Source organism: Blastococcus sp. TF02-8, assembly GCF_003319175.1.
Classification (GTDB): domain Bacteria; phylum Actinomycetota; class Actinomycetes; order Mycobacteriales; family Geodermatophilaceae; genus Blastococcus.
Genome location: NZ_QOHK01000005.1, coordinates 132,722 through 156,127 on the forward strand (window position 1 = coordinate 132,722; position 23,406 = coordinate 156,127).

Below are 23,406 nucleotides of genomic sequence, written 5' to 3' on the forward strand. Positions count from 1 at the left end.
AGACTCGGCGAAGCCAGGTGAGGCTTGCCTAAGTCGGAAGACGGTCCACCTGCCGAGCAGTGGGAGCCCGCGTGACCGTCGAGACCGTGCAGGTCCCCGCCTACCGCACCTTCCCGGTCCAGGTGGCGCAGGTGCAGCGGCTGAGCCCGAGCTTCCTGCGGGTCACCTTCACCGGCCCGGAGCTCGACGTCTTCGCCTCCAACGGCTTCGACCAGCGGATCAAGGTGCTCCTCCCGCTGCCCGGTCGCGGCATCGTCGACTGCCCGGCCGGCGACGACTGGTACGGCGCGTGGCGCGCACTCCCGCCGGAGCAGCAGATGCCGATCCGGACCTACACCGTGCGCGCCGCCCGGCCGGAGCTGCTCGAGGTCGACGTCGACTTCGTCCTGCACGGCGCCACCGGACCGGCCTCGGCCTGGGCCGAGCGGGCCGTCGTCGGCGACGAGGTCGTGCTGGTCGGACCCAACGCCCGGTTCGCCGGGCCCACCGGCGGCTTCGAGTGGCACCCTCCGGCGGACGCCTCCTGCCTGCTGCTCGCCGGTGACGAGACGGCGGTGCCCGCGATCTGCGCCATCGTCGAGTCCCTGCCCGAGGGGCAGCACGCGCGGGTCCTGCTCGAGGTGCCCGAGGCCGGCGACGTCCTGAACGTGGCCGCGCCGCGCGGCGTCGAGATCACCTGGCTCCCGCGGCAGCCGGCCGCAGCGACCATCCCCGCACCCCGCGGGCAGCTGCTCACCGCGGCCGTCGTCGCCGCCGTGCTCGAGCTCGGCGACCGGCTCGCCCCCTCCCCCGCGGCCGAGCTCGCCGACGTCGACGTCGACTCCGAGATCCTGTGGGAGGTGCCCGACGACACCACCGCGCGCGGCTCCTCCGGCGTCTACGCCTGGCTGGCCGGCGAGGCGGGCGTGGTCAAGGGCCTCCGGCGGCACCTGGTGCGCGACGTCGGCGTCGACCGCCGTTCGGTGGCCTTCATGGGTTACTGGCGCGCCGGTCGCGTCTCCGACTGACGCCTGCGTTTGACACCGTGTCAGCGGCCGGTGTCACATGGAGGAATGCCTGGCTACGACGTGCTCGCGACCGATGGCCTGAGCATCATCGGGACCGTCGGCTTCTTCGTGCCTGCCGCCATCCTGGTGGCCCTCGTCGCCGGCGCGGTGATCCGCGACCGTCGGCTCAGCGCCCGTGAGGCGGCCGAGGAGTCCACCCGCGAGGCCCACGCCCGTGAGGCACTCCCCGAGCAGGACTCCCCTACTCGTCCTCGAGCTGACTGAGCGCGGCCTCCACCGCGACCTCCACCTCGGTCGCCATCTCCGAGCGGAAGGCCGCGAGCATCGCCTGCGCCGCGACCGGCTGCAACCGGGTGACCGTCGCCAGGATCTCGTCCAGCCGCTCCCGTGGCGCTCCGGCGGCCACGAAGTCGGCCCACCCGGTGTCGACGAACATCTGGACGTAGGTGCGCGCGATCTCCCGCACGTGCTCATTCACCCGGGCCTGCGCCGCGATCAGCGCCGCGGGCGGGACGCCCAGCTCCACCACCTGCAGGCCGGCCATCAGCAGCGCCGGGTCGAGGATCCGCAGTCGCCCGTCGTCGAGGCGCTCCACCAGCCCCAGGTCGATCAGCTGGTCGACCACCTCCGGCTGCTCGGGGACACCGGCGCGCGCGGCGAGCTCGGCGCCGGTCGTCACCTCCGGTTCCGGGGGCAGCCACGGCGCGAGCAGCGCGCGGTGCAGCGCCAGGGTCGCCGAGCTCGCCGTGGGCGGCGCGCTCGCCAGCGTGCGTTCGATCATGGCCAGCGAGTAGCCCTCGGCGAGCATCTCCCGGACCAGCAGGAGCCGGGCGACGTGCTCGCGGCCGTAGTACCCGGTGCGGCCGACCATGCGCGGCGGCGGCAGCAGCCCGCGGGCGGAGTAGGCACGCACGTTGCGCACGGTCACGCCGACCCGGGCGGCCAGCTCGTCGACGGTCAGCTCGGGTTCGGTCGGCTCGCCGGCGGGGTCGGTCCGTGCTGCACTCACGCGCTCTCCATTCCCGTCGTGACCACACGGTAAGCCGCTCGTTCTATGTATCAGTTGTCGATGTCACCGTGATGGGTGTTCCATAGCCCCATGCTTCGAGGAGAAGTCATGCCCCTGGCTGCTGCCGAGTCCCGTCCCGCCGGCGGTGCCGCGCTGGGCGAGGTCTTCCTCGCGACCGGCATCGGGCTCGGTCTCACCGTCGTCCTGCTCGCCCTGGTCTGGCTGCACCGGACCCGGCGCTCGGCCGTGCTGACCCGGATCGGGGACCGGCTCGGAGCCGCCACCGGCGTCCCGGCCTGGGTGGCCCTGCCGACGATCCTGACGACGGTCTCGCTGCTGGTCGCCCTGCTCGGGATGCTGTGGGACATCTCGCTGCACATCGGCGTCGGCCGCGACGAGGGGCCGCTGGCCAACCCGGCGCACTACCTGATCCTCTTCGGGCTCTTCGGCGTCTTCGCCGGCGGTGTCTTCGCCTGCGCGATGCCCCTGGACGAGAAGCCGGGCCCCGCGGCCATCCACTTCGTCCGCGGCTGGGACGTGCCCGTCGGGGGCGTGCTGCTCACCGCTGCGGGCTTCTACGCCCTCCTCGGCTTCCCCCTCGACGACGTGTGGCACCGGCTCTTCGGTCAGGACGTCACCCTCTGGGGCCCGACGCACCTGATGCTCATCGGCGGCGCGGGGCTCTCCATCATCGGCCTGCTGATCCTCGAGCAGGAGGGCCACGGCGGTCTCTCCACCGACGACGGCGACCGCAAGGTCGGGCAGCTCCCGCGCTTCCTCCGCCAGGCCGCGGCGATGGGCGGCCTGCTGCTGGGCCTGTCGGTCTTCCAGGGCGAGTACGACTTCGACGTGCCGCAGTTCCGGCTGGTGCTCGAGCCGTTCATGATCGCCGGGGCCGCGGGCATGGCGCTGGTCGCGGCCCGGCTGTTCATCGGCCGTGGTGGCGCGCTCGCCGCCACCGCGTTCTTCCTCGTCATCCGCGGCGCGATCGCGCTGATCGTCGGGCCGGGCTTCGGCGAGATCGTGCCGAGCTTCCCGCTCTACCTCGGCTCGGCGATCGTGATCGAGCTGCTCGCGCTCTCGGTCGCGCTCACCCGCAAGCCGCTCGTCTTCGGCGCGGTGGGCGGTGTGCTGATCGGCACGGTCGGCCACGCCACCGAGGCCGTGTGGACCCACTTCACCCAGACGCTCTCCTGGGGCAGCGACATCCTCGTCGAGGGCACGCTGATGGCCATCGCGGGTGGGGTCGCCGGCGGGCTGCTCGGCGGCCTGCTCGCCGCCGGTCTACGACGGCGGCTGCCGCGCCCGGCCCTCGCCCGGACCGTGCTGCTCGCCTCGCTCGCCGTGCTGGCCGCGTGCGTCACCAACGGCTTGATCGCGACGGTTCCCGACGACGTCGAGGCCACCTTCACGATCGACGACGTCACCGACTCACCGCGCACCGCGAACATCGCCGTCCAGCTGGACCCGGCCGACTTCGTCGACGACCCGTCGTGGGTGCAGATCACGGCATGGCAGGGCCAGGGCCTCGTGGTGACCCCGCTGGAGAAGGTCGGCGAGGGCGAGTACCGCACCACCGAGCCGGTGCCGCTGCACGACGACTGGAAGACGCTGCTGCGCGTCCACGACGGCCGGGTGCTGACCGCCTTCCCGATCTACCTGCCCGAGGACCCGGCCATCCCCGCCGACGAGATCCGCGCGGACGACGGCGTGACCCGCGACGCCATCCCGGAGATCGACATCCTCCAGCGCGAGCTCAAGGAGTCCGGGGGCGGCCTCTGGCTGGTGGCCAACCTGGTCGTGCTGGCCTGCACCCTCGCGCTGATCGCCGGTATGTCCTGGGGCGTCGGCCGCTACTCCCGCCGGGCCAGCCTGCGCGAGCCCTTCGTGGACGCGCCGGCGGACAGCCCCGCGGAGGGCGCCACCGCCACGGGCCCGGGGACGGTGCGCCGGTGAGCCGGCGGATCCTCGCCACCGCCCTGCTGCCCCTCTGCCTGGTCGTCGCCGGCTGCGCCGGCACGGAGGCGCCGGACGCCTCCGAACCCACCGCGACGACGTCCGGCGCCGCCGAGAGCAGCGCGTCGTCCTCGGCGCCGGCCGACGACGCACGCACGTCGCTGGCGGTGGAGGTCGCGGGCGGCCAGGTCACCGGGGACACCGGCCGGGTGCCGGTCGCCCTCGGTGACCGGGTCACGATCTCCATCACCAGCGACACCGCCGACGAGGCGCACCTGCACGGGTACGACGTCGAGACCGCGCTGAGCCCCGGCACCCCCGCGCAGCTGAACGTCGACGCGACCATCCCGGGTGTGTTCGAGCTCGAGCTGCACGAGTCCGGAACGGTGCTGCTGACGCTGCAGGTCGGATGACCCTGCTCGCCCACGGGGTCGGGTCGCGCACCGACCTCCCCATCCCGCTCGGGCTGGCCCTGTACGGCGCGGGCGCGGCGATCCTGATCAGCTTCGCCGCGCTGCTGCTCTTCTGGCGGTCGCCGCGGCTCGGCGGACCCGAGTCGGGCCGGGCGCTGCCGAGCGCCGTCCAGCGGTTCGCCGACAGCGCCGGCGTCCGCCGGACCCTGCAGGCGATCACGCTCGCCCTGCTCGCGCTCGTGCTGGCCGTGGCCCTCGCCGGACCGGAGGACACGTCCCGCAACCTCGCCCCGTGGGTGCTCTACGTGACCTTCTGGGTGGGGCTGGTGCCGGCCAGCCTGCTGCTCGGACCCGTGTGGCGGGTGGTCAACCCGCTGCGCCTGGTCCACCGCCTGCTGGGCGGCCTGGTGCGGTCCGCCCCCGGCGCCGGCCGGCTCCCCGCGCTCGGGCTCTGGCCGGCGACGATCTCCCTCGTCGCCTTCCTGTGGCTCGAGCTGGTCTACCCCGCCCGCTCGGACCCGGGCACCGTGGCCGTCTTCCTCCTCGCCTACGTCGTGGTGCACACCGGGCTCGCCCTCTGGTTCGGCGAGGGCTGGTTCGCCGCCGGCGACGGCTTCGAGGTGTACTCCTCGGTCATCGCCCGGCTCTCCCCCTGGGGCCGGCGTCCCGACGGGCGGCTGGTGCTGCGCAACCCCCTGACCAACGCCACCGCGACCCCCGAGACGCCCGGGCTGGCCGCCGTCGTCGTCGTCCTGCTCGGGTCGACCGCCTTCGATGGCCTGTCCCGCACGGTCTGGTGGCAGACCGGCCCCGGGTCGGCGAACGACTCGCTCTCGGGCACGCTCGGGCTGGCGAGCAGCATCGCGCTGGTGGCCGGTCTCTACCTGCTCGGCACCCGCCTCTCCGGTCGGCTGGCCGAGCAGCCCACCGGGATCCAGCCGCGGCGCTACGCGGCGACGGTCATCCCGATCGCGCTGGGCTACACCGTCGCGCACTACTTCAGCCTGCTGTTCCTCGACGGCCAGACGACGTGGATCCTCGCCAGCAACCCGTTCGGCACACCGGGGCTGGACCTCTTCGGCACCTACGGCAACGTCGTGGACCTCACCGCGGTCAGCCCCGACACGATCGCCTACGTCCAGGTCGGCGGTGTCATCACCGGGCACGTGGCCGGGGTGACCCTGGCGCACGAGCGGGCGCTGCTCTCCGAGCGTCACGCCCGAGCGTCGGACCAGCTGCCGCTCGTGGTGGTGATGGTGCTCTTCACCGTGGGCGGCCTGGGGCTGCTGTTCGGCTTCTGACCGCGTCGACCACCTCACCCCTTCGGGGCAACCGGCGGCGCGGCACTCCAGCCCACCTGACGGACGGTCGATGGGACGGGTGCACGACCGGCACCTCACCGGTCCGACGCAGAAGGAGCTGACCGGTGATCGCACTCACCTGCCGCAACGGCGAGCACTTCTCCGTCGACCCGGACCACATCGAGCGCATCGAGCACCACGGCGACACGCTGGTGGTCCTCGTCGACGGCACCCACTTCGTGACCGAGACGGCGTTCGACGACGTCATCCGGTCGATCAGCGTGCACCGCGCCGGCGCCCTCGCCGCCCGCGCGCGTCTGCTCAACGGGTTCGCCGCGACCCCGACCGCCACCCGGTTGGCCCGTCGGCATGGCATCGTCACCGCCACCGCCGACTGACCTCCCCCGGAGGACCCCATGCCGAACGTTCCCTCCGGTGAGCTGCTGACCGCTGAAGAAGCCGTCGTCCTGGCGAGCTCGCTGAGCACCTGGCGCACGGTCGATCGCCGGCTGGTGCACAAGTCGGCGCTGACCGAGGTGCTCGTCACCGACCTGCGGTCCCTCTCCGACGACGTCGTCGCCGTGGCCGCGCAGTGGCCCCGCGTGCACCCGGTCTTCCAGCCCACGCTCGACGAGGACCCGGACCCCGTGCTGTTCGTGGAGACGCTCCGCCAGGCCGGCATCCTGCTCACCCACGAGCTGCTCGGGGTGCCGCTGGGCCACCACTTCGTCTTCGAGTCCATCGCCGCGCGGTACCTGCGCCCCGGACCGCGGCCTCGCCTGGACCGGGACTCCGTCGTCCTGCTCGGTGTCGGGGTGTCGCCACGCCTCCGGGACGGTCACGTGGCGGGAGCGGACCTGCGGATCGAGGCGTGGTCGGGCTCGGAGCGCTTCGCCGTGGCCCGGGCGTCCTACCGCTGCCTGCCGCCGCACGTCTACGCACGGCTGCGGTCCCTCGGCGCTCGGGACGCCGTGCCCGCCGCGATCCCGCGACCCCGTGCGGCGGAGGAGACCACGACGGCGCTCGCCGTCGACCTCCGGCATCCCACGTTCTTCGACCACCCGGCCGATCACCTGCCGGGCATGCTCCTGATCGACGCCGCGCTGCGGGCCGGGCGGCGGGCGGTCCGCGACGGCGGGGAACCGTGGGACTTCGACCTGCGGTTCGAGCGGTTCGCCGAGCTGGGGGCGCCGACCTCGATCACGACCCGGCCCGCCGGTTCCGGCGTGGAGGTGGTGGTGAGCCAGCCGGCCGGCGTCGTCGCACTCGGACAGGTGAGCGGCTACGCGACCGTCCCGGCCGAGTCGCGGTCAGCGGGTCCGCTCCCCGCCGGTCGCAGCTGAGGCAGGACCAGCTTCCAGAAGTTCTCGAGCCGAGCGACCAGGTCCCGCCGGTTGGTGAGCTCCCAGGAGACCTGCTGCATGCCGAAGAAGCTCGCCACGATGGCCTGGGCCGTGCCCTCCGGTTCCACCGCGTCGTTGATCTGGCCGCAGCGCTGCCCTTCGGTGATCAGCGAGCAGAGCGCACCCTGCCACCCGACGTAGGGCTGCGGGAGCTTGGCCAGGGCCTCGGCCGGGAGCTCGGCCAGCAGCCGCTTCGCCGCCTGCGTGGTGAGGTCGTTGCTGAACTGGTCCGCGGCCTTGTAGGTGACCGCGACCAGCGCGTCGAGGGCGTCGTCGTGCGCCGCGATGACCGCACCGAGCATCGGCGGCCAGCTGGCGTACATCTGTCGCACGATCTCGAGGGCGATCTCCTCCTTGGAGGGGAAGTGCCAGTAGACCGCACCCTTGGTCATCCCGGTGCCCGCGACGATGTCGGTGAGCGATGCGCTCGCGTAACCGCGCTCGCTGAAGAGCGCGGCCGCGGCGTCGACGATGAGCCGGCGCGTCGCGGCACTGTCACTGGCCCGTCCACGGGGTCGACGCCGGTCGGAAGCAGCGCCGGGCTGCGCCGTGTCCACCGGCTCCACCACCACGTTCCTCCATCGTTCCGGCATGCTCGCGATGGGCGAGCGTAGCGGTAGGAGCTGTGATTCGCGGCGTCCTCTCATCTCGCCGGGTGAGACGTACGTCCGGCCCCCGTCCCACTGCGCGGTGGGACGAGGGCCGGACGGAGGACGGGAGAGGTGTCAGCGCCGTCCGAGCGCCGCCAAGGTCCGCGCCGCCATCTCCGACTCGCCGAGGGCGTTCGGGTGCACGATCACCGGGTTGGTGCCCTGGAGGACGGGCTCGATCCACCGGGTGCCGATCGCCTGACAGGCGTCGTGGCCCTCCGAGGCCGCCGAGAGGTCGACGTAGGTGGCGCCGGTCTCCTGCGCGGCCCGCTGCACCGCGTCGTTCAGCGTGGCCTGCAGGTCGCGCAGGTACGGGATGTCTCCCTGGGCCACGGGCATCTTGTCGAAGCAGCCCGTCGTCGCCGGGAGGATCCAGGGGTAGCCCAGGATGACCACCTGCGCCTTGGGCGCCCGCTTCTCCACGTCGCGCAGTGCCTGGACCAGCGCCGGGTAGGTCGTGGTGCGCACGGTGTTCTCGAACGAGTCGCCGTACCGGTCCTTGCAGGGGCTCCCCTGCCCCAGCGTCGACGCACCGGCCACTCCGCAGGCGAGGATCGAGCTGATGAACACGTTGCTGTCGTTGCCGCCGATGGTCATGGTGACCAGCTGCGTCGACCGGTCGAGCGCATCGAGCTGTGGGGCGACGCCGGGGTGCTGGGACCCGCGGTAGTCACCGGTGTCGGCGCCGCCGCAGGTGACGTCGGTCAGCTGGGCGCCGAGCTGAGCGGCCAGCACGTGCGGGTAGTTGCGCAGCGAGCGCAGGCACTGCGGTGGCGCCGTGGGGTCGGGTGGGAGGACGCCGGAGGCGGCGCTGTAGGAGTCGCCGAGGGCGACGTACTGCAGAGGTGCGGCCGGCGCCTTCGGCTTGGCCTGGGCCGCCGGGGCGACGAACAGGCCGAGCAGCACGGCGGCGACGGCGAGGAAGCAAACGGCGAGACGGCGCACGTCTCCTCCAGTCGACTGGGGGGCACTGTGCGCGGAACAACGGCCGAGCCGGTTGATGGTTACGCGCGTCACACCTACCCGCTGAGGAAATGCCCTGCGGAGGAGGCAGCCGGCTCGCTCGAGTGGACCCGAGGGCGCCCACGAGCGCCGACCTGCGCATGCGGGGCGGCTCGACCATGCAACTCGGGCGCGACAAGGAAGGCGCCGGACGGAAGGATGGGCGGCGTCGACGATCGCCACGGAGAGGGGCCGGGATGGACTCCGAGGACGCGGGACGGCGGGCTGCGGAGCGCGCGGTCTCGGCGGGCCGCCGCACCCGGGAGCTGTCCGACCGGCTCGCCCAGCTGGCGACGCGACAGGCATCCGACGACGAGAGCGTTCGCGAGGCGCGCGCCCAGGCGGAGACGGCGGCCGAGCAGGCCCGCGAGTCGATGGAGCGGGCTCGCGAGGGTCACCGGCGGGCAGCCCTGGCCCACGAGCGCAGCGCCGAGCTGCACGAGACCGCGGCTCGTGCGGGTGTCGGCGACGTCGAGGCGCACCGCAGGCACGCGGTCGAGCACCGGGACGCTGCCGTGGAGGACGAGCGGAAGGCTGTCGCCGACGACGAGCGCACCGCCGTCGCAGACCGACGGGAAGGACTCCCGGATGAGCGTGGATGAGGGCAGGCTCCCCGGCGGCCCGCTGTCCGTGGACGAGGTCATGGCCCAGCTGGCGGCCCTCGACGTCCGCCAGGAGGAGCTGCAGGTCGTGTCCGAGGAGCTCCGCGTCCAGCAGGAGCAGGTCACGGCTCTGCTCAGCCGGCACGAGGCAGAGGTCCGGTGGCGCAGCCAGCTCGCCGCCGTGGTGCCGCTCGGCCTGGCACTCACCGATGGCAACGGCAAGGTGATCGAGGCCAACCCTGCGCTGGCCACCACGGTGGGGGTGGGTCCCGCCCGGTTGCCCGGCAAACCGCTGTCGGTCTTCTTCTCCCCCGAGGGCGTCCCGGCGTTCCGGGACGCCCTGCGCTCCCTGTCCGGGACCGACGGCGGCGAGCGCCGTCTGGAGGTGGGCCTGCGGCCCCGGAGCGGGCCGGCACGGCGGGTGGAGCTGTTCGGCTTCACCGAGACCGCCGGTCCGCCGACGTCCCGGGCCCGGGTTCAGTGGGTGCTGGCACCGCGCGACGACGGCGCGGCGGATCAGCAGCCCGTCGCACGGGTCCACCCCGCGCCAGGCCGGTCCGACACCGCGGAGGGGTCCGACACCGCGGAGGGGTCCGACATCGCGGAGGGGTCCGACATCCTGGGGCTGGCGGCGGCGTTCGCCCAGCTCTCGGCGCTGCCGGTCGAGGAGCCCGACCGGCAGCGGATGCTCGGCCGGATGGCCACGCTCGTGCGCAGCGCCGTCCCGGGCGCCGATTGGGTGAGCATCACCCTGGGCTCCCCGCTCGAGCCGCAGCGGCTGGGCAGCGACTCCCCGCAGGCCCAGGACTTCGACGGCCGCCAGCTCCGCGTCCAGGAAGGGCCGTGCTGGGACGCCTACCGCACCGGCCGGGCGGTCACCTCGCCGGACGTGCGGACCGACGACCGCTGGCCCGGCCTCCGGACCGCCGCCCAGGATGGCGCGGTGACCGCCGTCCTCGCCGTTCCCGTGCGGGAGGACGGCGAGAGCACCGGCGTCATCAACGTCTACTCCGCCCGTCCGGGCGCCTTCGAGACGGGCAACCGGCGGATCGGCGAGCTCGCCGCCGCCGCGGTCGCCGGCGTCCTGCAGAACGTCGCGGAGCGCGAGGCGCTCGCGTCGCTGGCGAGCAACCTGGAGCTGGCGCTCACCTCGCGGGCCGTCATCGACCAGGCCAAGGGCATGCTCATGGCCCGGCTGGGCGTGGACGCCGACGAGGCCTTCGCGCGCCTGGTGACGCTCAGCTCGCGGCTCAACGTCAAGGTGCGCGACCTGGCACGGCTGGTCGTCGAGGGCGGCACGGACCTGGTCATCGCCGCCGGCGACTGACCGGGCCCGGCGGTCAGGCCTCCGTCGGGTCCATCAGGATCACCGCACCGCCGCGCTGGTCGGGGCCGTGGGCGAAGGAGCTGACGGTCACCCGCACCTGCACCGGCCGTCCCCGCCGGTTGACCGCGGCCAGATCCACGGTCTCGTGGGAGGGGCCGTCGCCGGCGATCTGCCGGCGCAGCAGCGGGTGCAGGTCCGACAGCGGCAGCCCGATGTCGAGGTTGAGCAGGTGCTGGCCGGAGACCTCGTCGTGCCGGATGCCCCACAGGTCCTCTGCGGCGGCGTTCCACACGAGCACCCGCAGGTCGGGGTCGACCACGGCCACCCCTGCCCTGAAGCTGCCGAGCACACCGGTCATGAAGCGGTTGAGGGCTCCGACCTCGTCGGTGCTGCGGCGCAGCTCCTCGTTCGTGGAGTGGAGCTCGTCGTTCATCGACTGGAGCTCCTCGTTCATCGTCTCGAGCTCCTCGTTGGTCGACTGGAGTTCCTCGTTGGTGGTCTCCAGCTCCTCGACCGTGGACTGGAGCTCCTCGTTGGTGGTCTCCAGTTCCTCGTTGGTCGACTGCAGCTCCTCGTAGGCGGTCTCCAGCTGCCGGTTGGCGTACTCGAGCTCGGTCTGCAGGCGCCGGTACTGGGTGACGTCGTCGAAGACGATGGTGGTGCCGAGCAGGGTGCTGTCCTCGCGGTAGAGCGGTCGCACCTGGACGTCGAACACGGTGGGCTCCTGGCCGGGACGGCGGCGCTCGACACCGCGCAGCCAGACCGGCCGGCGCTCGGCCGCCGCCTCGGCGATGGCGCCGCGCAGCTCGACCGGCCGGTAGGAGATCTCCAGGTCCTGGAAGGGGCGGCCCACGTCTCGCTCGTCCACCCCGAGCAGCTGCTCCGCCTGCCGGTTGACCATCGCCACCCGGCCGTCGGCGTCGACGGCGAGCTGGGCGGCGGGCGCGGACAACATCGCCTCCCGCCGCAGCCGGGACAGCTCCAGCTCGCTGAACGGCGGCGGTTCGAGCAGCGGCGCGACCGGGACCGGGCGATCGGCCGCGGGCCGCCCGCCGCGCTTGCGGAAGAAGCGGCGGGTCAGGTCGACCGGGGCGAACAGCTGGCTGTGCGACAGCAGCATCTCGGCCTTGCCCAGGAACAGCACGCCCGAAGGGTTCAGCGCGAAGTGCAGCCGGCCGAGGATCCGGCTCTGCGTCTCGGCGGTGAAGTACATCAGCGTGTTGCGGCACAGCAGCAGGTCGACATGCGAGATCGGTGCGTCCTGCACCAGGTCGTTGCGGCCGAAGATCACCGACCGGCGCAGGTCCTTGCGGAAGACGTACCGGGCGCCTTCGGGCGAGAAGTACTCCTCGATCTGCTCGGGCGTGAGGCCGGCGAGCTCCCGCTCGGTGTACGCGGCCTGCCGCGCCTGGGTGAGCGCCTCCTCGTCGACGTCGGTGGCGTAGATCTTCACCCGCTGCCGGAACTGCTCGGCGCCCAGGGCGTCGGCGAGCAGGATGGCCAGGCTGTAGGCCTCCTGCCCGGACGCGCAGCCGGCGCTCCACACCCGGATGGTCGGTCCGGCGGCCGCCAGCACCTCGGGGAGCAGCTCGTCGCGGAGGTGGTCCCACGACCTCCGGTCACGGAAGAAACTGGTCACGTTGATCAGCACCGTGTTGAACAGCGGCGTGAACTCGTCGGGGTGCACCTCGAGGTGGTCCTGGTACTCCGGCACCGAGGCGATGCCGACCTCGGCCATCCGACGACGCACCCGGCGCACCAGGCTCGGCCGCTTGTACCCGGTGAAGTCGAAGCCGCGCTTCTCCCGCAGGTACACGAGCAGCGCTTCGAAGTCGGGATCGGGCTCCGGCGTGCCTCCGGGCGCGCCGTCGTCCGGCAGACCGGTCTCCTCCGGTGTCAGGTCCTCGTCGTCACCGTCGATCGGTCGGGTTCGCTCCTCCGTCACGGCTCACCCACTGCGTCGGGCAGAGCGTCGCCGTCCAGGTCCTCGTGCTGCAGCAGCCGGCGGATCAGCAGGGCCGCGTTCTGGGCTTCCTCGTGGCGCTCGCGGAAGGTCTCCGCGGTGTGCGTGTGGCCTCGCTGCTGCGCCCGCTCCCCCATCCGCAGGCTGAGCGCGGCCTGCTCCTCCAGGCCCCGCAGCGCCATCCACAGCGCGCCCTCGAGCGCCTCGGACTGCTCGGCAGCCAGCGCCTCCGGGGACCAGGCATGGCCCACCCGGCAGCGGTAGCGCTCCATCCCGCCCTCGGAGATCGTGAAGAGGGATCCGTGGCAGGAGGGGCATCCGAAACCCGAGGGGGTGCCGGGTCGGTCGTCGTCGTTCATCGCGGCGGCGTCGAACTCTGCCACGGCCGCCTCCATGTCCATCAGGTCACTGGTCGCCGGAGCGTCGTCCGGGATCTCCTCGCTCACGAGGTCGGCCAGCAGCGCGCCCATCTTCGCCACCGGGACGACGTGGTCGGCCGAGGCCACCTCGATGGCGTGCGTGGGCATGCTCGCGTACAGGGCGTCGTCCGGCTCCTGGGCCACGCCCACGCCGCCACGCTGGCGGACGGCGATCATGCCCGCGGTCCCGTCGTCGAGCGCCCCGGAGAGGACGACGGACACGACGCGCGGCCCGGCCGACCGGGCAGCGGTGCGGAAGAGGACGTCGACGGCCGGGCGGTGCCCGTTCTCGCGGGGACCGCGGGAGAGCATCAGGCGGTCGCCCACCACGAGAAGGTGGTGGTCGGGGACGGCGACCGTCACCGTGCCCGGCTGGAGGGAGGCGCCGCTCTCGGCTCGCCGCACCGGTAGCGGGCAGACCCGGTCCAGGATCTCGGGCAGGGCGCTGCGGCCGGTAGCCGGTACGTGCATGACCACGAGCAGAGCCGCCGGGAAGTCCGGCGGCAGACCGCCCAGGAGAACGCGCAGCGCCTCGACGCCGCCCGCGGAGGCGCCGACCACGACCAGGTCACGTCGACCCACGACCGCTCTCCCTTCTCCCGTGTGCCACCACCCGAGCATTCCCGCTCACCGTAGTGCTGGGCAGGTGCCCCGGCCCGTCAGTGGTCGCGCGCAGGCTGCATCGTGGCGTCGCGGGCCCGCCGGAACGCCTGGGCGCGCTCCCGCAGTCTGCGGGCGTCCGCCCGGGCGCGGACGCACTGCTCGAACAGCGCCGTGAGCCGGCTGCCGGAGGCCCGCGTCTCGAGCACGACAGCCGCGGTCTGCCGCAGCGCAGCGGCGTGGTCGTCGACCTCGAGCGCATCCGGGAGCGGCACGAAAGCGGTGGCGAGCGGGGCGAGGCGCGGCAGACCTCGCTCGCCCAGGGCCTCGTTGGCGACGACGGACAGGTAGAGGTCGTCCCGCTCCGGCCAGCCGACGCCACCGAGACGGGATTCCAGTTCCGGCCTCGACCGGCTGCCACCCAGTTCGACATAGCGGAGCCACAGGTCGCCGGTGGTCAGGCCGGTCAGCCGACAGGCCAACGCGAGTTCGTCAGGTTCCACGGCGGCGCTCTCCCCGGTCGGGACCCCGGCCGGTAGCTGGACTCGCACAGGCGACGCGCAGCCGCTGCGGGTGGCTGCCCGAACCGCGCGACTCTGTGTCAGGTGGCTGACACAAGAGTAGCCTCGCCGACGTGGTGGCGCCCCCTTCCTCCGCGCCCCGCGGGGGCTTCCGCGTGGCGGCGCTGGCCGCCAGCAGCGGTGGGGTGCGGGCGCTGGGAGCGGTGGCGGGCGGCCTGCCCGCCGACTTCCCGGTGCCGGTGGTGGTGCTGCAGCACCGCAGTCCCGGCACGCCGGACATGCTCACCGACATCCTCCGCGCCCGCGGCCGGCTCCCGGTGCGCACGGCCGCGACCGGACCGCTGCAGGCCGGCGTGACCGTCCTCCCGGCCCGGACGACCGCGGATCTCGACCGGGACGGCGGTCTCGTGCTCCGGCCCGCCCCGACGCTCGGCGGGGCCGATCACCTCTTCTCCAGCGCCGCCGGAGCCTTCGGCGCGGGCGTGCTGGCCGTCGTCCTGACCGGTCGGCTCGCCGACGGCGCCGAGGGGGTGCGCGCGGTCCGGAGGGTCGGTGGCCGGGTGATCGTCCAGCACCCGGACGACGCCGAGGCGCCCGGCATGCCCAGCGCGGCCCTCGCCACGGGATGCGTGGAGCACGCCCTCCCCCTGGCTCTGGTCGCCCCGGCACTCGTGGCCTACACGATGGCGCCGGGCGGCGCCGACCTGCTCGCCGTCCCCCTGCCGCCGTGGGCCCGGTTGGGCCCCCCGTTCCGTACCGACCCGACCACCGGCGTCCCGAGTAGCCTGACCGTTCCCGGAGACGACGGGATCCCGTCCGACCGCAAGGGGCGCCGAGCCGACGATGAGCCTCTCCCCCGACCCCCGGCGCAACGTCCTCCTCGGACTGCTGCCCGAGGATGAGTTCCGCCGGCTGGAGCCGGCCCTCGAGGTCGTCCCGCTGGACGTGCGCGAAGGGCTGCACGAAGCGGGCAAGGCGTTCGAGCACGTGTGGTTCCCGGTCGACGCCGTGCTGTCGGTGCTCGCCACCATCGAGGGCGAGGCGGCGGTCGAGGTCGCCACCGTCGGGTTCGAGGGGATGGCGGGCCTGCCGGCATTCCTGGGCACGGCCGAGAGCCCGCACGACTGCTACTGCCAGGTCGCCGGGAGCGCGGTACGCCTCGCGACCGGAGACCTGCGCCGGTTCCTCGCCTCCGACGGCGCGCTGCACGACCTGCTGCACCGCTACACGCAGGCGACGATGGTGCAGCTGGCGCAGAACGTGGCCTGCAACCGCCTGCACACCACCGAGGAGCGCTGCGCCCGCTGGCTGCTGCAGACGCGCGACCGCGTGGGCGCCGACGAGTTCACCCTCACCCAGGAGTTCCTGGCCCAGATGCTCGGCGTGCGCCGCGGCACGGTGTCCCTGACCGCCGGCGTGCTGCAGCAGGCGGGGATGATCCGCTACACGCGCGGGCGCATCACCGTCGTGGACGCCGACGCGCTGCACGAGGCGGCCTGCGAGTGCTACGACATCGTCCAGGCCGAGTACCGGCGGCTCGCGGCCGCACCGGAGGCATGAGCCCCGGGCACACTGACGCCGTGACCGATCGCAGTGCGCGAGGCGAGCAGGCCTTCGAGCGCGCCGTTCGGAGGGAGCGCGACGCCATCACGCTGCACGAGCGGGCCGCCGCGCTGCACGACGCGACGGCCGACCGGCTCGACGAGGAATCGCTGGCGGCGATCGACGCGACCGACGCCGAGGGTCTCAGGGAGCGGGCCGCGGCCGAGCGCCACCTCGCCGGTCTCGCGCGCGCCCGCGCGGCGGGCGTGCGGGCGCGGCTCACCGCGGAGGGTGTCGACGACGTGGGTTGACGGCGTCCCCTCCGCGTGCCAGCGCGATCTCGGCCGCGACGTGCCCGAGACCGAGCCGCGGAGGCACCGGTCGAGCGCGGCCGGGTCCCTCAGGGCACCGGGACCGGCGAGCCGACGAGCCGGCCCATCCCGACCAGGGTCAGCATGCGGACGAGCACCGGCCGCGGGTGCAGCAGGTGGAGCTCCCGTCCGCTGCGCTCGGCCAGGCGTGCCGCTCGGATCAGTGCCCGCTGGCCTTCGACGTCGCAGAAGGTGAGCCCGGCGACGTCGACGGTCCACACCTGCGCCCCGGATGCCGTCAGCGCCGCACACGCTTCGAGCACCCGGTGGGCGACCGTCCGGTCGAGCTCCCCGGCCAGGGAGACCCGCCCGGTCAGGAGGTCGGTCGACAGCTGCAGCGGCTCGCAGAAGGCCGCCATCGGCGTCGAAGAGCTGAGGATCGTCATGGCGTTACCCCTACGGGACACCAGGCCGACGGGCTGACGGCGTCCCACGGACGTACGCGTCAGGCCGGATCTTCGACCCGAGTCGACGGTACCCGCTGGCTCGGCAGGACGCGAGACCATGTCGACATCACCGCCACGGAACCGGAGGTCCAGGCGCGGTGCACGACCTGCCGACCGGATGGGCACCCTGCTGCTGACCGGCGAAGGGTGGGCAGACTGCAACCACAACTGCCACCAGAGACGACTCAGGCCGCTCCCCGGAAGAGGAACGGCCTGGTCATCGGGGTGGAGCTGAGGGGACTCGAACCCCTGACCCCCACACTGCCAGTGTGGTGCGCTACCAGCTGCGCCACAGCCCCGAACCGACCCGGTCTGGTGTGTCCGAGCCGGGAACGACTGTACAGGAGCCGATGACCACCCCCGCGCAGGGGTGGTCATCGGCTCCGGTCGTGGCGTCGTCGCTCAGGGCTGCTTCATCTGCGCGATCCGGATGTGGTTGCCGAAGGGGTCGCGGAGGCCGAAGTCGATGCCGTAGGGCTGGTCGACCGGTTCCTCGGTGATCTCCACGCCCTTGGCCTTGAGCTCGGCGTGCGTCCGGTAGGCGTCGTCGCAGGCGAAGAACAGGTGACCGCCGGCGACGCCCTTGCTGATCGCCTCGCGCACCTGGGCCGCGGTCTCCTCGCTCATCGACGGCGGTCCGGGCTTCTCGAGGAGGACGGCGCGGTCCGGCTGCCCAGGCAGGTGCACGGTGAGCCAGCGCATGGGGCCGAAGTTCATGTCGGACTGGACCTCGAAGCCGAGCTTGCCGACGTAGAAGTCGAGCGCGGCGTCCTGGTCGGGGACGTAGATCTGGGTGATGGTGATCGCGGTGAGCATGGCGGCGACGCTAGGGAACCTCAGCCCTCGGGTGCTTCTCCGAAACTGCTCGGCCGCGCCCAGGCCATCGCGAAGCAGGTCGGCACTGCCGGCAGCGGCCCCCGTCGGCGGTACTGCGAGGGCGGCTCGCCGACGACGTCCCGGAACACCCGGCTGAAGGTGCCCAGGCTGGAGAAGCCGACGTCCATGCAGATGTCGGTGACGCTGCGGTCGCTGGACCGCAGCAGGAACATCGCCCGCTCGACGCGGCGCCGCTGGAGGTAGCGGTGCGGCGTCTCGCCGAACGTGGCCCGGAAGGTGCGGATGAAGTGCGCCTGCGAGACGTGCGCGATCCGGGCGAGGGCGGCGACGTCGAGGGGCTCGGCATACCTGCTGTCCATCGCGTCGCGGGCCCGCAGCATCCGCCGGTTGGAGTCCTCGACCGCCCGCACGCGCAGATCAGATCACGCCGGGACGGTCGGGTCAGCCGACCTTCACACCCCGGGCGGCCAGCCACGGGACCGGGTCGATCTTCTTGCCGTTCAGCCCGCCCTGGTGCACCTCGAAGTGCAGGTGCGGCCCGGTCGACTGGCCCCGCTGGCCCAGCAGCGCGATGGTCTCGCCGGCCCTCACGTACTGCCCCGGCTCCACCAGGATCTTGTCCATGTGGCCGTAGACGGTCACGTCGCCGTTGTCGTGGAGGATGTAGACCGCCAGGCCGAAGCCACTGGCAGCGCCGGCCCGCAGCACCACGCCGTCGACCGCGGCGTACTCCGGCGTCCGCATCGGCGCGGCCAGGTCGATCCCGTAGTGGAAGGTGCCCCACCGGCCGCCGAACCCGCTGGTGAACCGCGCCCCGGCGACCGGGAGCACCGCCTTCGGCCGTGCGGCCTCCGCCGCCGCGGCCTCCCGCTCCTCGCGAGCCGCCCGCGAGGCCGCGACCTCCTCCAGCCGGGCCTGCGCCTCGGCGACGGTGATGGACGCCTGCGGCAGCATCTCGACGTCCTCGTCGGCGGCCAGCAGCGCGTCCTGCGCGTCCGCGACGGACGAGGCATCGGCCGCGGCGACGGGCGCGCCCTGCAGGCCGAGCACGGAGGCGGCGACACCGCCGGCGAGCAGCGCACCGAGGAGGAGCCCCGGACGGCGCCGGGTGTGCGGTGCGGCGGCGCGGCGCCCGTGCCGTGCGGAGCGGGGAGCGACGGCCTCGAGCAGCTCCTTGCGGGCTGCGGACCGGGCCTGCGTGCCGAGCTTCGCGTCCATGCACCATCCGTCTCGCGTGTTCCGCGGCCCCCGTCGGACCGCGCACATCGAAACATTCCGTGACCCGTTCGTGACCACCTGTACGGCGCGTCGCTCACGACACGCCGTTGTGAGCCGCACCACAGGTCCCACGCATCACACCGTCCGGTTGCCCGAGCGGGTCGGGACCACCGTCGCGGGGCTTTATGATCATGAACACGGCGCCACTGGTTTGCCGTCGGCGCGGCTCGGGCACTCCGGTCCTCCGGCGTGAAACATCCCGCGCCGCCCCGGCGCCTCACGTCTCGGTAACGCGGCGCCGAACCTTGTTGCGCGGCGCCCAGCACACCCGTGTACTTCTGGTCAGCCCGTACCCGGAACGGGAACGGCCCGGATCAGTCGTGCCCAGGACAGAGAAGGAGGGATGCGATGACCCAGGCCGAGATCCTGCCCCTCCCGGCTCCTCGCGGTACGGCCGCACCCGTTCTTCCGTCCGGTCCGATCCCCCCCGCGACCGGCGCGGCACCGAACGTCGTCGCCGCGGCAGAGATCCTGCCGCTGACCGACGCGACGCTCGGCCATCACCAAGCGCAGCTCGAGGTCCCGACGTACGACCGTTCGGCCCTCACCCCGGCGGTCGTCCACTTCAGCGTCGGCGGCTTCCACCGCGCCCACCAGCTCCTCTACTTCGACGAGCTCGCCGAGCGCCGGATCAGCACCGACTGGGGCGTCGTCGGAGTCGGCCTGCGCAGCCGCACCATGAAGGACGCCCTGGCCCCGCAGGACCACCTGTACACCGTCGTCGAGCGCAGCCCCGACGGCGAGCGCGCGCGCGTCGTCGGCGTCATGGTCGGCTACCACTTCGCTCCGGAGAACCCGACGGCGGTCCTCGACCTCCTCGCCGACCGGCGCACCCGCATGGTCTCGTTGACCATCACCGACAGCGGCTACCGGCTGGACCCGCACACCGGGCTGTTCGATCCCGACGACCCCGACATCCGCTGGGACGTCGCCCACCCGACCGTCCCGCGCACGGTGTTCGGGTTCATCGTCGAGGCACTGGACCGGCGCCGGCGCAGCGGCCTCCCGCCGTTCTCCGTCGTCAGCTGCGACAACATGCACCGCAACGGTGACGCGGCCCGCGCCGCCGTCGTCGGCTTCGCCCGCCTCCGGGACGAGGTGCTCGCGCGCTGGATCGCCGACCGCGTCGCCTTCCCCAGCAGCATGGTCGACCGCATCACGCCGCACACCACCCCCGAGGAGCGGGAAGTGGTCGCGCGGCGCTACGGCGTCGACGACCGCTGGCCGGTCATCACCGAGCCGTTCTCCCAGTGGGTCATCGAGGACGAGTTCTCCGACGGGCGCCCCCCGCTGGACGAGGTCGGCGTCCGGTTCGTGCCCGATGTCGGCCGCTACGAGCTCATGAAGACCCGGCTGCTCAACGCCAGCCACTGCGCCCTGGGCTACCTGGGCTCGCTGGCCGGGCACGCCTCCCTGGACCAGGTCATGGAGGACCCCGTCTTCGCCGCCTACGTCACGCGGCTGATGGACGTCGAGGTGACGCCGTTGCTGCCCCCGCCGGAGGGCATCGACCTCGCCGACTACAAGCGGTCGCTGCTCCAGCGGTTCGCCAACCCGGCCATCGCCGACGGCCTGCCGCGGTTGTGCCGGCGCGGGTCGACCAAGATGCCGCACCACCTCCTCCCCTCGCTGCGCCAGGCGCTGCGGGAGGACCGGCCGCACGCGCTCCTCACGCTCGCCCTCGCCGGCTGGCTGCGGTACCTGCGGGGCACCGACGACTCCGGCCGTCCGCTCCCGCTGGAGGACGCGCTCGGCGACCGGCTGCGGGCGCTGGCCCGGGAGGGCGGCAGCGACCCCCGGCCGCTGCTCGCCGAGACCTGCGTCTTCGGCGACCTGGGCAGCGTCCCGGGCTTCTCCGAGGAACTCGAGGAGGCCCTCGTCGCCCTCGACCGCGACGGCAGCCGTGCCACGGTCGCCGCCCGCTCCCTCCTGCCGACAGCCCTCCCCCGGTGAACGCCACTCCACCAGCCCGCCCCCGACCCAAGGGAGACCACCCGGTGCCGACCGTTCCGCCGACGCTCCTCGAGCGGGTCCAGTACCTGCTCTGCGACGCCGACGGCAACCTCTTCCCCTCCGAGGAGCCGGCGTTCGAGGCCTCCGCCGAGGTCACCAACTCCTTCCTCGCCTCCGTCGGCATCGACCGCCGGTACACCGCGGACGAGCTGCGCGCCGCCGCGACCGGCATGAACTTCCGGACGACGGCGCTCACCCTGGCCGCCGAGGCCGGCGTCACCGACGTCGACATCGAGCCCTGGGTCGCCGAGGAACGCCGCGCCGTGACCGCCCACCTCGGAGCCACGCTGCGGCCGCACGAGCCGACCCGCGCGGCGCTCACCGCACTCGCCGCCCGCCTCGAGCTGGCCGTCGTCAGCTCCAGCGCGCTGTCCCGGCTGGCCGCCTGCTTCACCGCGACCGGCCTGGACGAGCTGCTCCCGCCGGCCCGGCGGTACAGCGCGGAGGACTCCCTGCCCACGCCCACCAGCAAGCCCGACCCGGCGGTCTACCGGCACGCCTGCGCCGACCTGGGCATCGCCCCGGAGCAGGGCCTGGCCGTCGAGGACGCCGTCGCCGGTGTGCGCTCCGCCGTCGGGGCCGGCTGCCCGGTCGTCGGCAACCTGCTGTTCGTCCTGCCCGAGGAGCGCGCCGCACGGCGCGAGGCACTGCTGGCCGCGGGCGCGCTCACCGTCGTCGAGTCGTGGCAGGAGCTGGCCGACCTCGTGCTGCCGGTGCTCGCCGGTCGCCCCGCCGCCGGCGAGGCGCTGAGCGGGGCGGCCCGGTGAACATCGTCTGGGTGGCCTTCCGCGGCCACTTCTCCGACAGCCCGCGCGCGCTGTACGAGGCCCTCCTCGACCGCGGCACCGACGCCGGTCACACGTGGCTGGCCGCTCCCCACACGCAGGCCACCTTCCCCGCCGACGTCGACACCGTCCCCTTCGGCTCCCCCGAGTGCATCGCCGCGCTCGAGGCCGCGGACCTGGTCGTCTCCAACGACCACATCCCGCTGGACTGGGAGAAGAAGCCCGGCGCGACCTACCTGCAGACCTGGCACGGCACGATGCTCAAGCGCATCCACAACGACGTCCTGTGGGCGCCCGAGGGCCGGCTGGCCTACCTCGACCAGGACATCGCGCGCTGGGACCTGCTGCTCTCGCCCAACGCGGTCACCACCGAGCGGCTGCGCAAGTCCTTCGGGTTCACCGGTCCGATCCACGAGACCGGCCTCCCCCGCAACGACCTGCTGAGCAGCCCCCGGCGGGACGAGGTGCGCGCGCAGGTGCGGGCCGACCTCGGGATCGAGCCCGGCCAGACCGCGGTGCTCTACACGCCGACCTGGCGCGACAAGCTGGTCTTCGAGAAGGGCGACTCCCAGGACTTCGAGTTCGCCATCGACCTCGAGGACTTCTCCGCCCGGCTCGGGAACGACCACGTGCTGCTGCTGCGACTGCACAACATGGTCATGGACCGGCTCGAGATCGCCGACGGCTCCGCGGTGCGCGACGTCTGTGGCCACCCCGACATCGCCGACCTGTACCTCGCAGCCGACCTCATGGTCACCGACTACTCCTCGACGATGTTCGACTTCGCGATCACCGGCCGGCCGCTGCTCTTCTACACGTACGACCTGGACAGCTACCGCGACGAGCAGCGCGGCTTCTACTTCGACCTGGAGGACGTCGCCCCCGGCCCGCTGGTGCGCACCAGCGACGAGCTGGTCGGCGCGATCGCCGACGTCGAGAAGGTCGCGAAGGAGTACGCGGAGCGCTACGCCCGCTTCCAGGAGATGTTCTGCCACCTCGAGGACGGCTCGGCCACCGAGCGCGTCCTCGACCTGATCCTCCCGCGCGCAGCCGCGTCCGGGCAGTCCACCAGCATTTCCGAGGGAGATGATGTCCGTGCGGACCGGTGACCACGTCCTCAACCCCATTCGTCGGGGTGGCTACCCCACGTCGGCCCGCACGGCGAGCCGGCGATCGCAGACGGCGTCCCCGCAGGTCGTCATCCTGGCCGCCGGCATGGGCACCCGGCTGGGACGCAAGGACCCCAAGCCCCTGACCCCGCTCAACGACGGCCGCAGCATCCTGCAGCGGCAGCTGGACGGGCTGCGCTCCGTCCTGGGCGCGGAGGTCTCCGTGACCGCCGTCGTGGGCTACCGCAGCAAGCGGATCATGAAGGCCGCCCCCGAGCTGCTCTTCACGTACAACCCGGACTTCGCCGTCACCAACACGTCGAAGAGCCTGCTGCGCGGGCTGCGTACCACCCGCGAGGGCGGCGTGCTCTGGCTCAACGGCGACGTGGTGTTCGACCCCGCGGTGCTCGAGGTCGCCCAGCCCTACATCGCCGCCGACCAGAGCTTCGTCTGCGTCGACACCAGCACCGTCGCCGAGGAGGAGGTCAAGTACACCCTCGACGGCGACGGGTACATCCGCGAGCTCTCCAAGATCGTCCGCGGCGGCCTCGGTGAGGCCGTCGGCATCAACTACATCTCGTCGGCGGACAAGGCGGTCCTCATCGAGCACCTCGACGAGTGCTCGCACGAGGACTACTTCGAGCGCGGGATCGAGACGGCGATCGCCGAGCGCGGGCTGCGGGTGCTCCCGGTCGACATCTCCCAGTACGCGGCGGTCGAGGTCGACTTCGACGGCGACCTGGAGCGGGCCAACTCCCTGTTCGGCAGCGACGGCCCGAACATCGTGGCCGAGCTCGCCTGACCTCCGGCACGTCCGTCGAGGCGCGCGTCCCCACCCGGGGGCGCGCGCCT

The 23,406-nt window shown here is 73.1% G+C and carries 26 protein-coding genes and 1 tRNA gene; 16 read left to right on the forward strand and 11 right to left on the reverse strand.

Annotated features, from left to right (window positions below):
• The first annotated feature begins 71 nt into the window (after positions 1-71).
• A complete protein-coding gene (locus DQ237_RS11770) occupies positions 72-1,007 on the forward strand; it encodes a siderophore-interacting protein (protein WP_113800325.1) in 936 nt (311 codons plus the stop codon).
• Positions 1,008-1,052: 45 nt separating this feature from the next.
• Positions 1,053-1,271 carry a hypothetical protein gene (locus DQ237_RS11775; RefSeq protein WP_113800326.1) on the forward strand — a complete coding sequence of 73 codons (219 nt, stop codon included), beginning with the start codon at positions 1,053-1,055 and terminating at the stop codon, positions 1,269-1,271.
• Here the strand turns inward: DQ237_RS11775 and DQ237_RS11780 are convergent.
• Positions 1,249-2,016 carry a MerR family transcriptional regulator gene (locus tag DQ237_RS11780; RefSeq protein WP_205730179.1) on the reverse strand — a complete coding sequence of 256 codons (768 nt, stop codon included), beginning with the start codon at positions 2,014-2,016 and terminating at the stop codon, positions 1,249-1,251. The two genes, DQ237_RS11775 and DQ237_RS11780, sit on opposite strands and share 23 nt — an antisense overlap.
• Before the next feature lie 108 nt (positions 2,017-2,124).
• Here DQ237_RS11780 and DQ237_RS11785 point away from each other — a divergent pair, with 108 nt between their 5' ends.
• From DQ237_RS11785 to DQ237_RS11805, 5 genes are all read left to right on the forward strand, one after another.
• Complete coding sequence (locus tag DQ237_RS11785) at positions 2,125-3,972, forward strand: hypothetical protein (RefSeq protein ID WP_113800327.1); 1,848 nt, start codon at positions 2,125-2,127, stop codon at positions 3,970-3,972.
• Positions 3,969-4,385 carry a hypothetical protein gene (locus tag DQ237_RS11790; protein WP_113800328.1) on the forward strand — a complete coding sequence of 139 codons (417 nt, stop codon included), beginning with the start codon at positions 3,969-3,971 and terminating at the stop codon, positions 4,383-4,385. Before DQ237_RS11785 ends, DQ237_RS11790 begins: the two co-directional genes overlap by 4 nt.
• A complete protein-coding gene (locus DQ237_RS11795; RefSeq protein WP_113800329.1) occupies positions 4,382-5,686 on the forward strand; it encodes a hypothetical protein in 1,305 nt (434 codons plus the stop codon). Before DQ237_RS11790 ends, DQ237_RS11795 begins: the two co-directional genes overlap by 4 nt.
• Positions 5,687-5,811: 125 nt before the next feature.
• Positions 5,812-6,084 (forward strand): flagellar FlbD family protein, encoded by a 273-nt coding sequence (locus tag DQ237_RS11800; RefSeq protein WP_113800330.1) that lies wholly within the window; start codon positions 5,812-5,814, stop codon positions 6,082-6,084.
• An 18-nt stretch (positions 6,085-6,102) separates the two neighbouring features.
• A complete protein-coding gene (locus tag DQ237_RS11805; protein WP_113800331.1) occupies positions 6,103-7,029 on the forward strand; it encodes an AfsA-related hotdog domain-containing protein in 927 nt (308 codons plus the stop codon).
• On the opposite strand, the gene DQ237_RS11810 is transcribed toward DQ237_RS11805, so the two are convergent.
• On the reverse strand, positions 6,969-7,646 hold the full coding sequence (locus DQ237_RS11810) for a ScbR family autoregulator-binding transcription factor (protein ID WP_166509591.1): 678 nt from the start codon (positions 7,644-7,646) through the stop codon (positions 6,969-6,971). The two genes, DQ237_RS11805 and DQ237_RS11810, sit on opposite strands and share 61 nt — an antisense overlap.
• A 168-nt stretch (positions 7,647-7,814) precedes the next feature.
• Entirely contained in the window at positions 7,815-8,684 is an 870-nt protein-coding gene (locus DQ237_RS11815; RefSeq protein ID WP_205730180.1) for an SGNH/GDSL hydrolase family protein, read from the reverse strand.
• A gap of 254 nt (positions 8,685-8,938) precedes the next feature.
• Here DQ237_RS11815 and DQ237_RS19745 point away from each other — a divergent pair, with 254 nt between their 5' ends.
• Positions 8,939-9,343, forward strand: a complete 405-nt coding sequence (locus DQ237_RS19745; protein ID WP_166509582.1) for a hypothetical protein — start codon at positions 8,939-8,941, stop codon at positions 9,341-9,343.
• A complete protein-coding gene (locus tag DQ237_RS11825; RefSeq protein ID WP_113800335.1) occupies positions 9,330-10,670 on the forward strand; it encodes an ANTAR domain-containing protein in 1,341 nt (446 codons plus the stop codon). Before DQ237_RS19745 ends, DQ237_RS11825 begins: the two co-directional genes overlap by 14 nt.
• A gap of 13 nt (positions 10,671-10,683) precedes the next feature.
• Here the strand turns inward: DQ237_RS11825 and DQ237_RS11830 are convergent, their stop codons facing one another.
• From DQ237_RS11830 to DQ237_RS11840, 3 genes are all read right to left on the reverse strand, one after another.
• Positions 10,684-12,615 carry a CheR family methyltransferase gene (locus DQ237_RS11830; protein WP_205730181.1) on the reverse strand — a complete coding sequence of 644 codons (1,932 nt, stop codon included), beginning with the start codon at positions 12,613-12,615 and terminating at the stop codon, positions 10,684-10,686.
• Positions 12,612-13,634 carry a chemotaxis protein CheB gene (locus DQ237_RS11835; RefSeq protein WP_205730182.1) on the reverse strand — a complete coding sequence of 341 codons (1,023 nt, stop codon included), beginning with the start codon at positions 13,632-13,634 and terminating at the stop codon, positions 12,612-12,614. Before DQ237_RS11835 ends, DQ237_RS11830 begins: the two co-directional genes overlap by 4 nt.
• 77 nt (positions 13,635-13,711) lie before the next feature.
• Complete coding sequence (locus tag DQ237_RS11840; protein WP_147251792.1) at positions 13,712-14,155, reverse strand: hypothetical protein; 444 nt, start codon at positions 14,153-14,155, stop codon at positions 13,712-13,714.
• Between the two features lie 131 nt (positions 14,156-14,286).
• On the opposite strand from DQ237_RS11840, the gene DQ237_RS11845 reads away from it, so the two are divergent.
• From DQ237_RS11845 to DQ237_RS11855, 3 genes are read left to right on the forward strand one after another with little or no spacing between them, the layout of a single operon-like run.
• Positions 14,287-15,075, forward strand: coding sequence for a chemotaxis protein CheB (locus tag DQ237_RS11845; protein WP_113800338.1), 789 nt, complete (start codon positions 14,287-14,289; stop codon positions 15,073-15,075).
• On the forward strand, positions 15,017-15,733 hold the full coding sequence (locus tag DQ237_RS11850; protein WP_113800339.1) for a Crp/Fnr family transcriptional regulator: 717 nt from the start codon (positions 15,017-15,019) through the stop codon (positions 15,731-15,733). Before DQ237_RS11845 ends, DQ237_RS11850 begins: the two co-directional genes overlap by 59 nt.
• A gap of 20 nt (positions 15,734-15,753) precedes the next feature.
• Positions 15,754-16,026, forward strand: coding sequence for a hypothetical protein (locus DQ237_RS11855; protein WP_113800340.1), 273 nt, complete (start codon positions 15,754-15,756; stop codon positions 16,024-16,026).
• Between the two features lie 89 nt (positions 16,027-16,115).
• Here DQ237_RS11855 and DQ237_RS11860 read toward each other — a convergent pair whose 3' ends face one another.
• The 5 genes from DQ237_RS11860 to DQ237_RS11880 form a co-directional block, all read right to left on the reverse strand.
• Entirely contained in the window at positions 16,116-16,472 is a 357-nt protein-coding gene (locus tag DQ237_RS11860) for an STAS domain-containing protein (protein WP_166509592.1), read from the reverse strand.
• 286 nt (positions 16,473-16,758) lie between these two features.
• Positions 16,759-16,831: transfer RNA gene (locus DQ237_RS11865), tRNA-Ala, on the reverse strand.
• A 103-nt stretch (positions 16,832-16,934) separates the two neighbouring features.
• Positions 16,935-17,348: a VOC family protein gene (locus DQ237_RS11870; RefSeq protein ID WP_113800342.1), complete on the reverse strand. Its 414-nt coding sequence runs from the start codon at positions 17,346-17,348 to the stop codon at positions 16,935-16,937.
• 20 nt (positions 17,349-17,368) lie between these two features.
• The gene (locus tag DQ237_RS11875) at positions 17,369-17,779 is read right to left on the reverse strand and encodes a helix-turn-helix domain-containing protein (protein ID WP_240619590.1); all 411 of its coding nucleotides are present in this window, start codon (positions 17,777-17,779) and stop codon (positions 17,369-17,371) included.
• A 31-nt stretch (positions 17,780-17,810) separates the two neighbouring features.
• The gene (locus tag DQ237_RS11880; protein WP_113800343.1) at positions 17,811-18,587 is read right to left on the reverse strand and encodes a M23 family metallopeptidase; all 777 of its coding nucleotides are present in this window, start codon (positions 18,585-18,587) and stop codon (positions 17,811-17,813) included.
• A gap of 408 nt (positions 18,588-18,995) precedes the next feature.
• Here DQ237_RS11880 and DQ237_RS11885 point away from each other — a divergent pair, with 408 nt between their 5' ends.
• Genes DQ237_RS11885 through DQ237_RS11900 form a run of 4 tightly spaced genes read left to right on the forward strand, consistent with a single transcriptional unit; the run spans position 18,996 to position 23,356 of the window.
• Complete coding sequence (locus DQ237_RS11885; RefSeq protein ID WP_113800344.1) at positions 18,996-20,600, forward strand: mannitol dehydrogenase family protein; 1,605 nt, start codon at positions 18,996-18,998, stop codon at positions 20,598-20,600.
• A 44-nt stretch (positions 20,601-20,644) separates the two neighbouring features.
• A complete protein-coding gene (locus DQ237_RS11890; RefSeq protein ID WP_113800345.1) occupies positions 20,645-21,427 on the forward strand; it encodes an HAD family phosphatase in 783 nt (260 codons plus the stop codon).
• Positions 21,424-22,554, forward strand: a complete 1,131-nt coding sequence (locus DQ237_RS11895; RefSeq protein ID WP_113800346.1) for a CDP-glycerol glycerophosphotransferase family protein — start codon at positions 21,424-21,426, stop codon at positions 22,552-22,554. The genes DQ237_RS11890 and DQ237_RS11895 overlap by 4 nt, the downstream gene beginning before the upstream one ends.
• Positions 22,541-23,356, forward strand: coding sequence for an NTP transferase domain-containing protein (locus tag DQ237_RS11900; RefSeq protein WP_240619591.1), 816 nt, complete (start codon positions 22,541-22,543; stop codon positions 23,354-23,356). Before DQ237_RS11895 ends, DQ237_RS11900 begins: the two co-directional genes overlap by 14 nt.
• Positions 23,357-23,406: the final 50 nt, after the last annotated feature.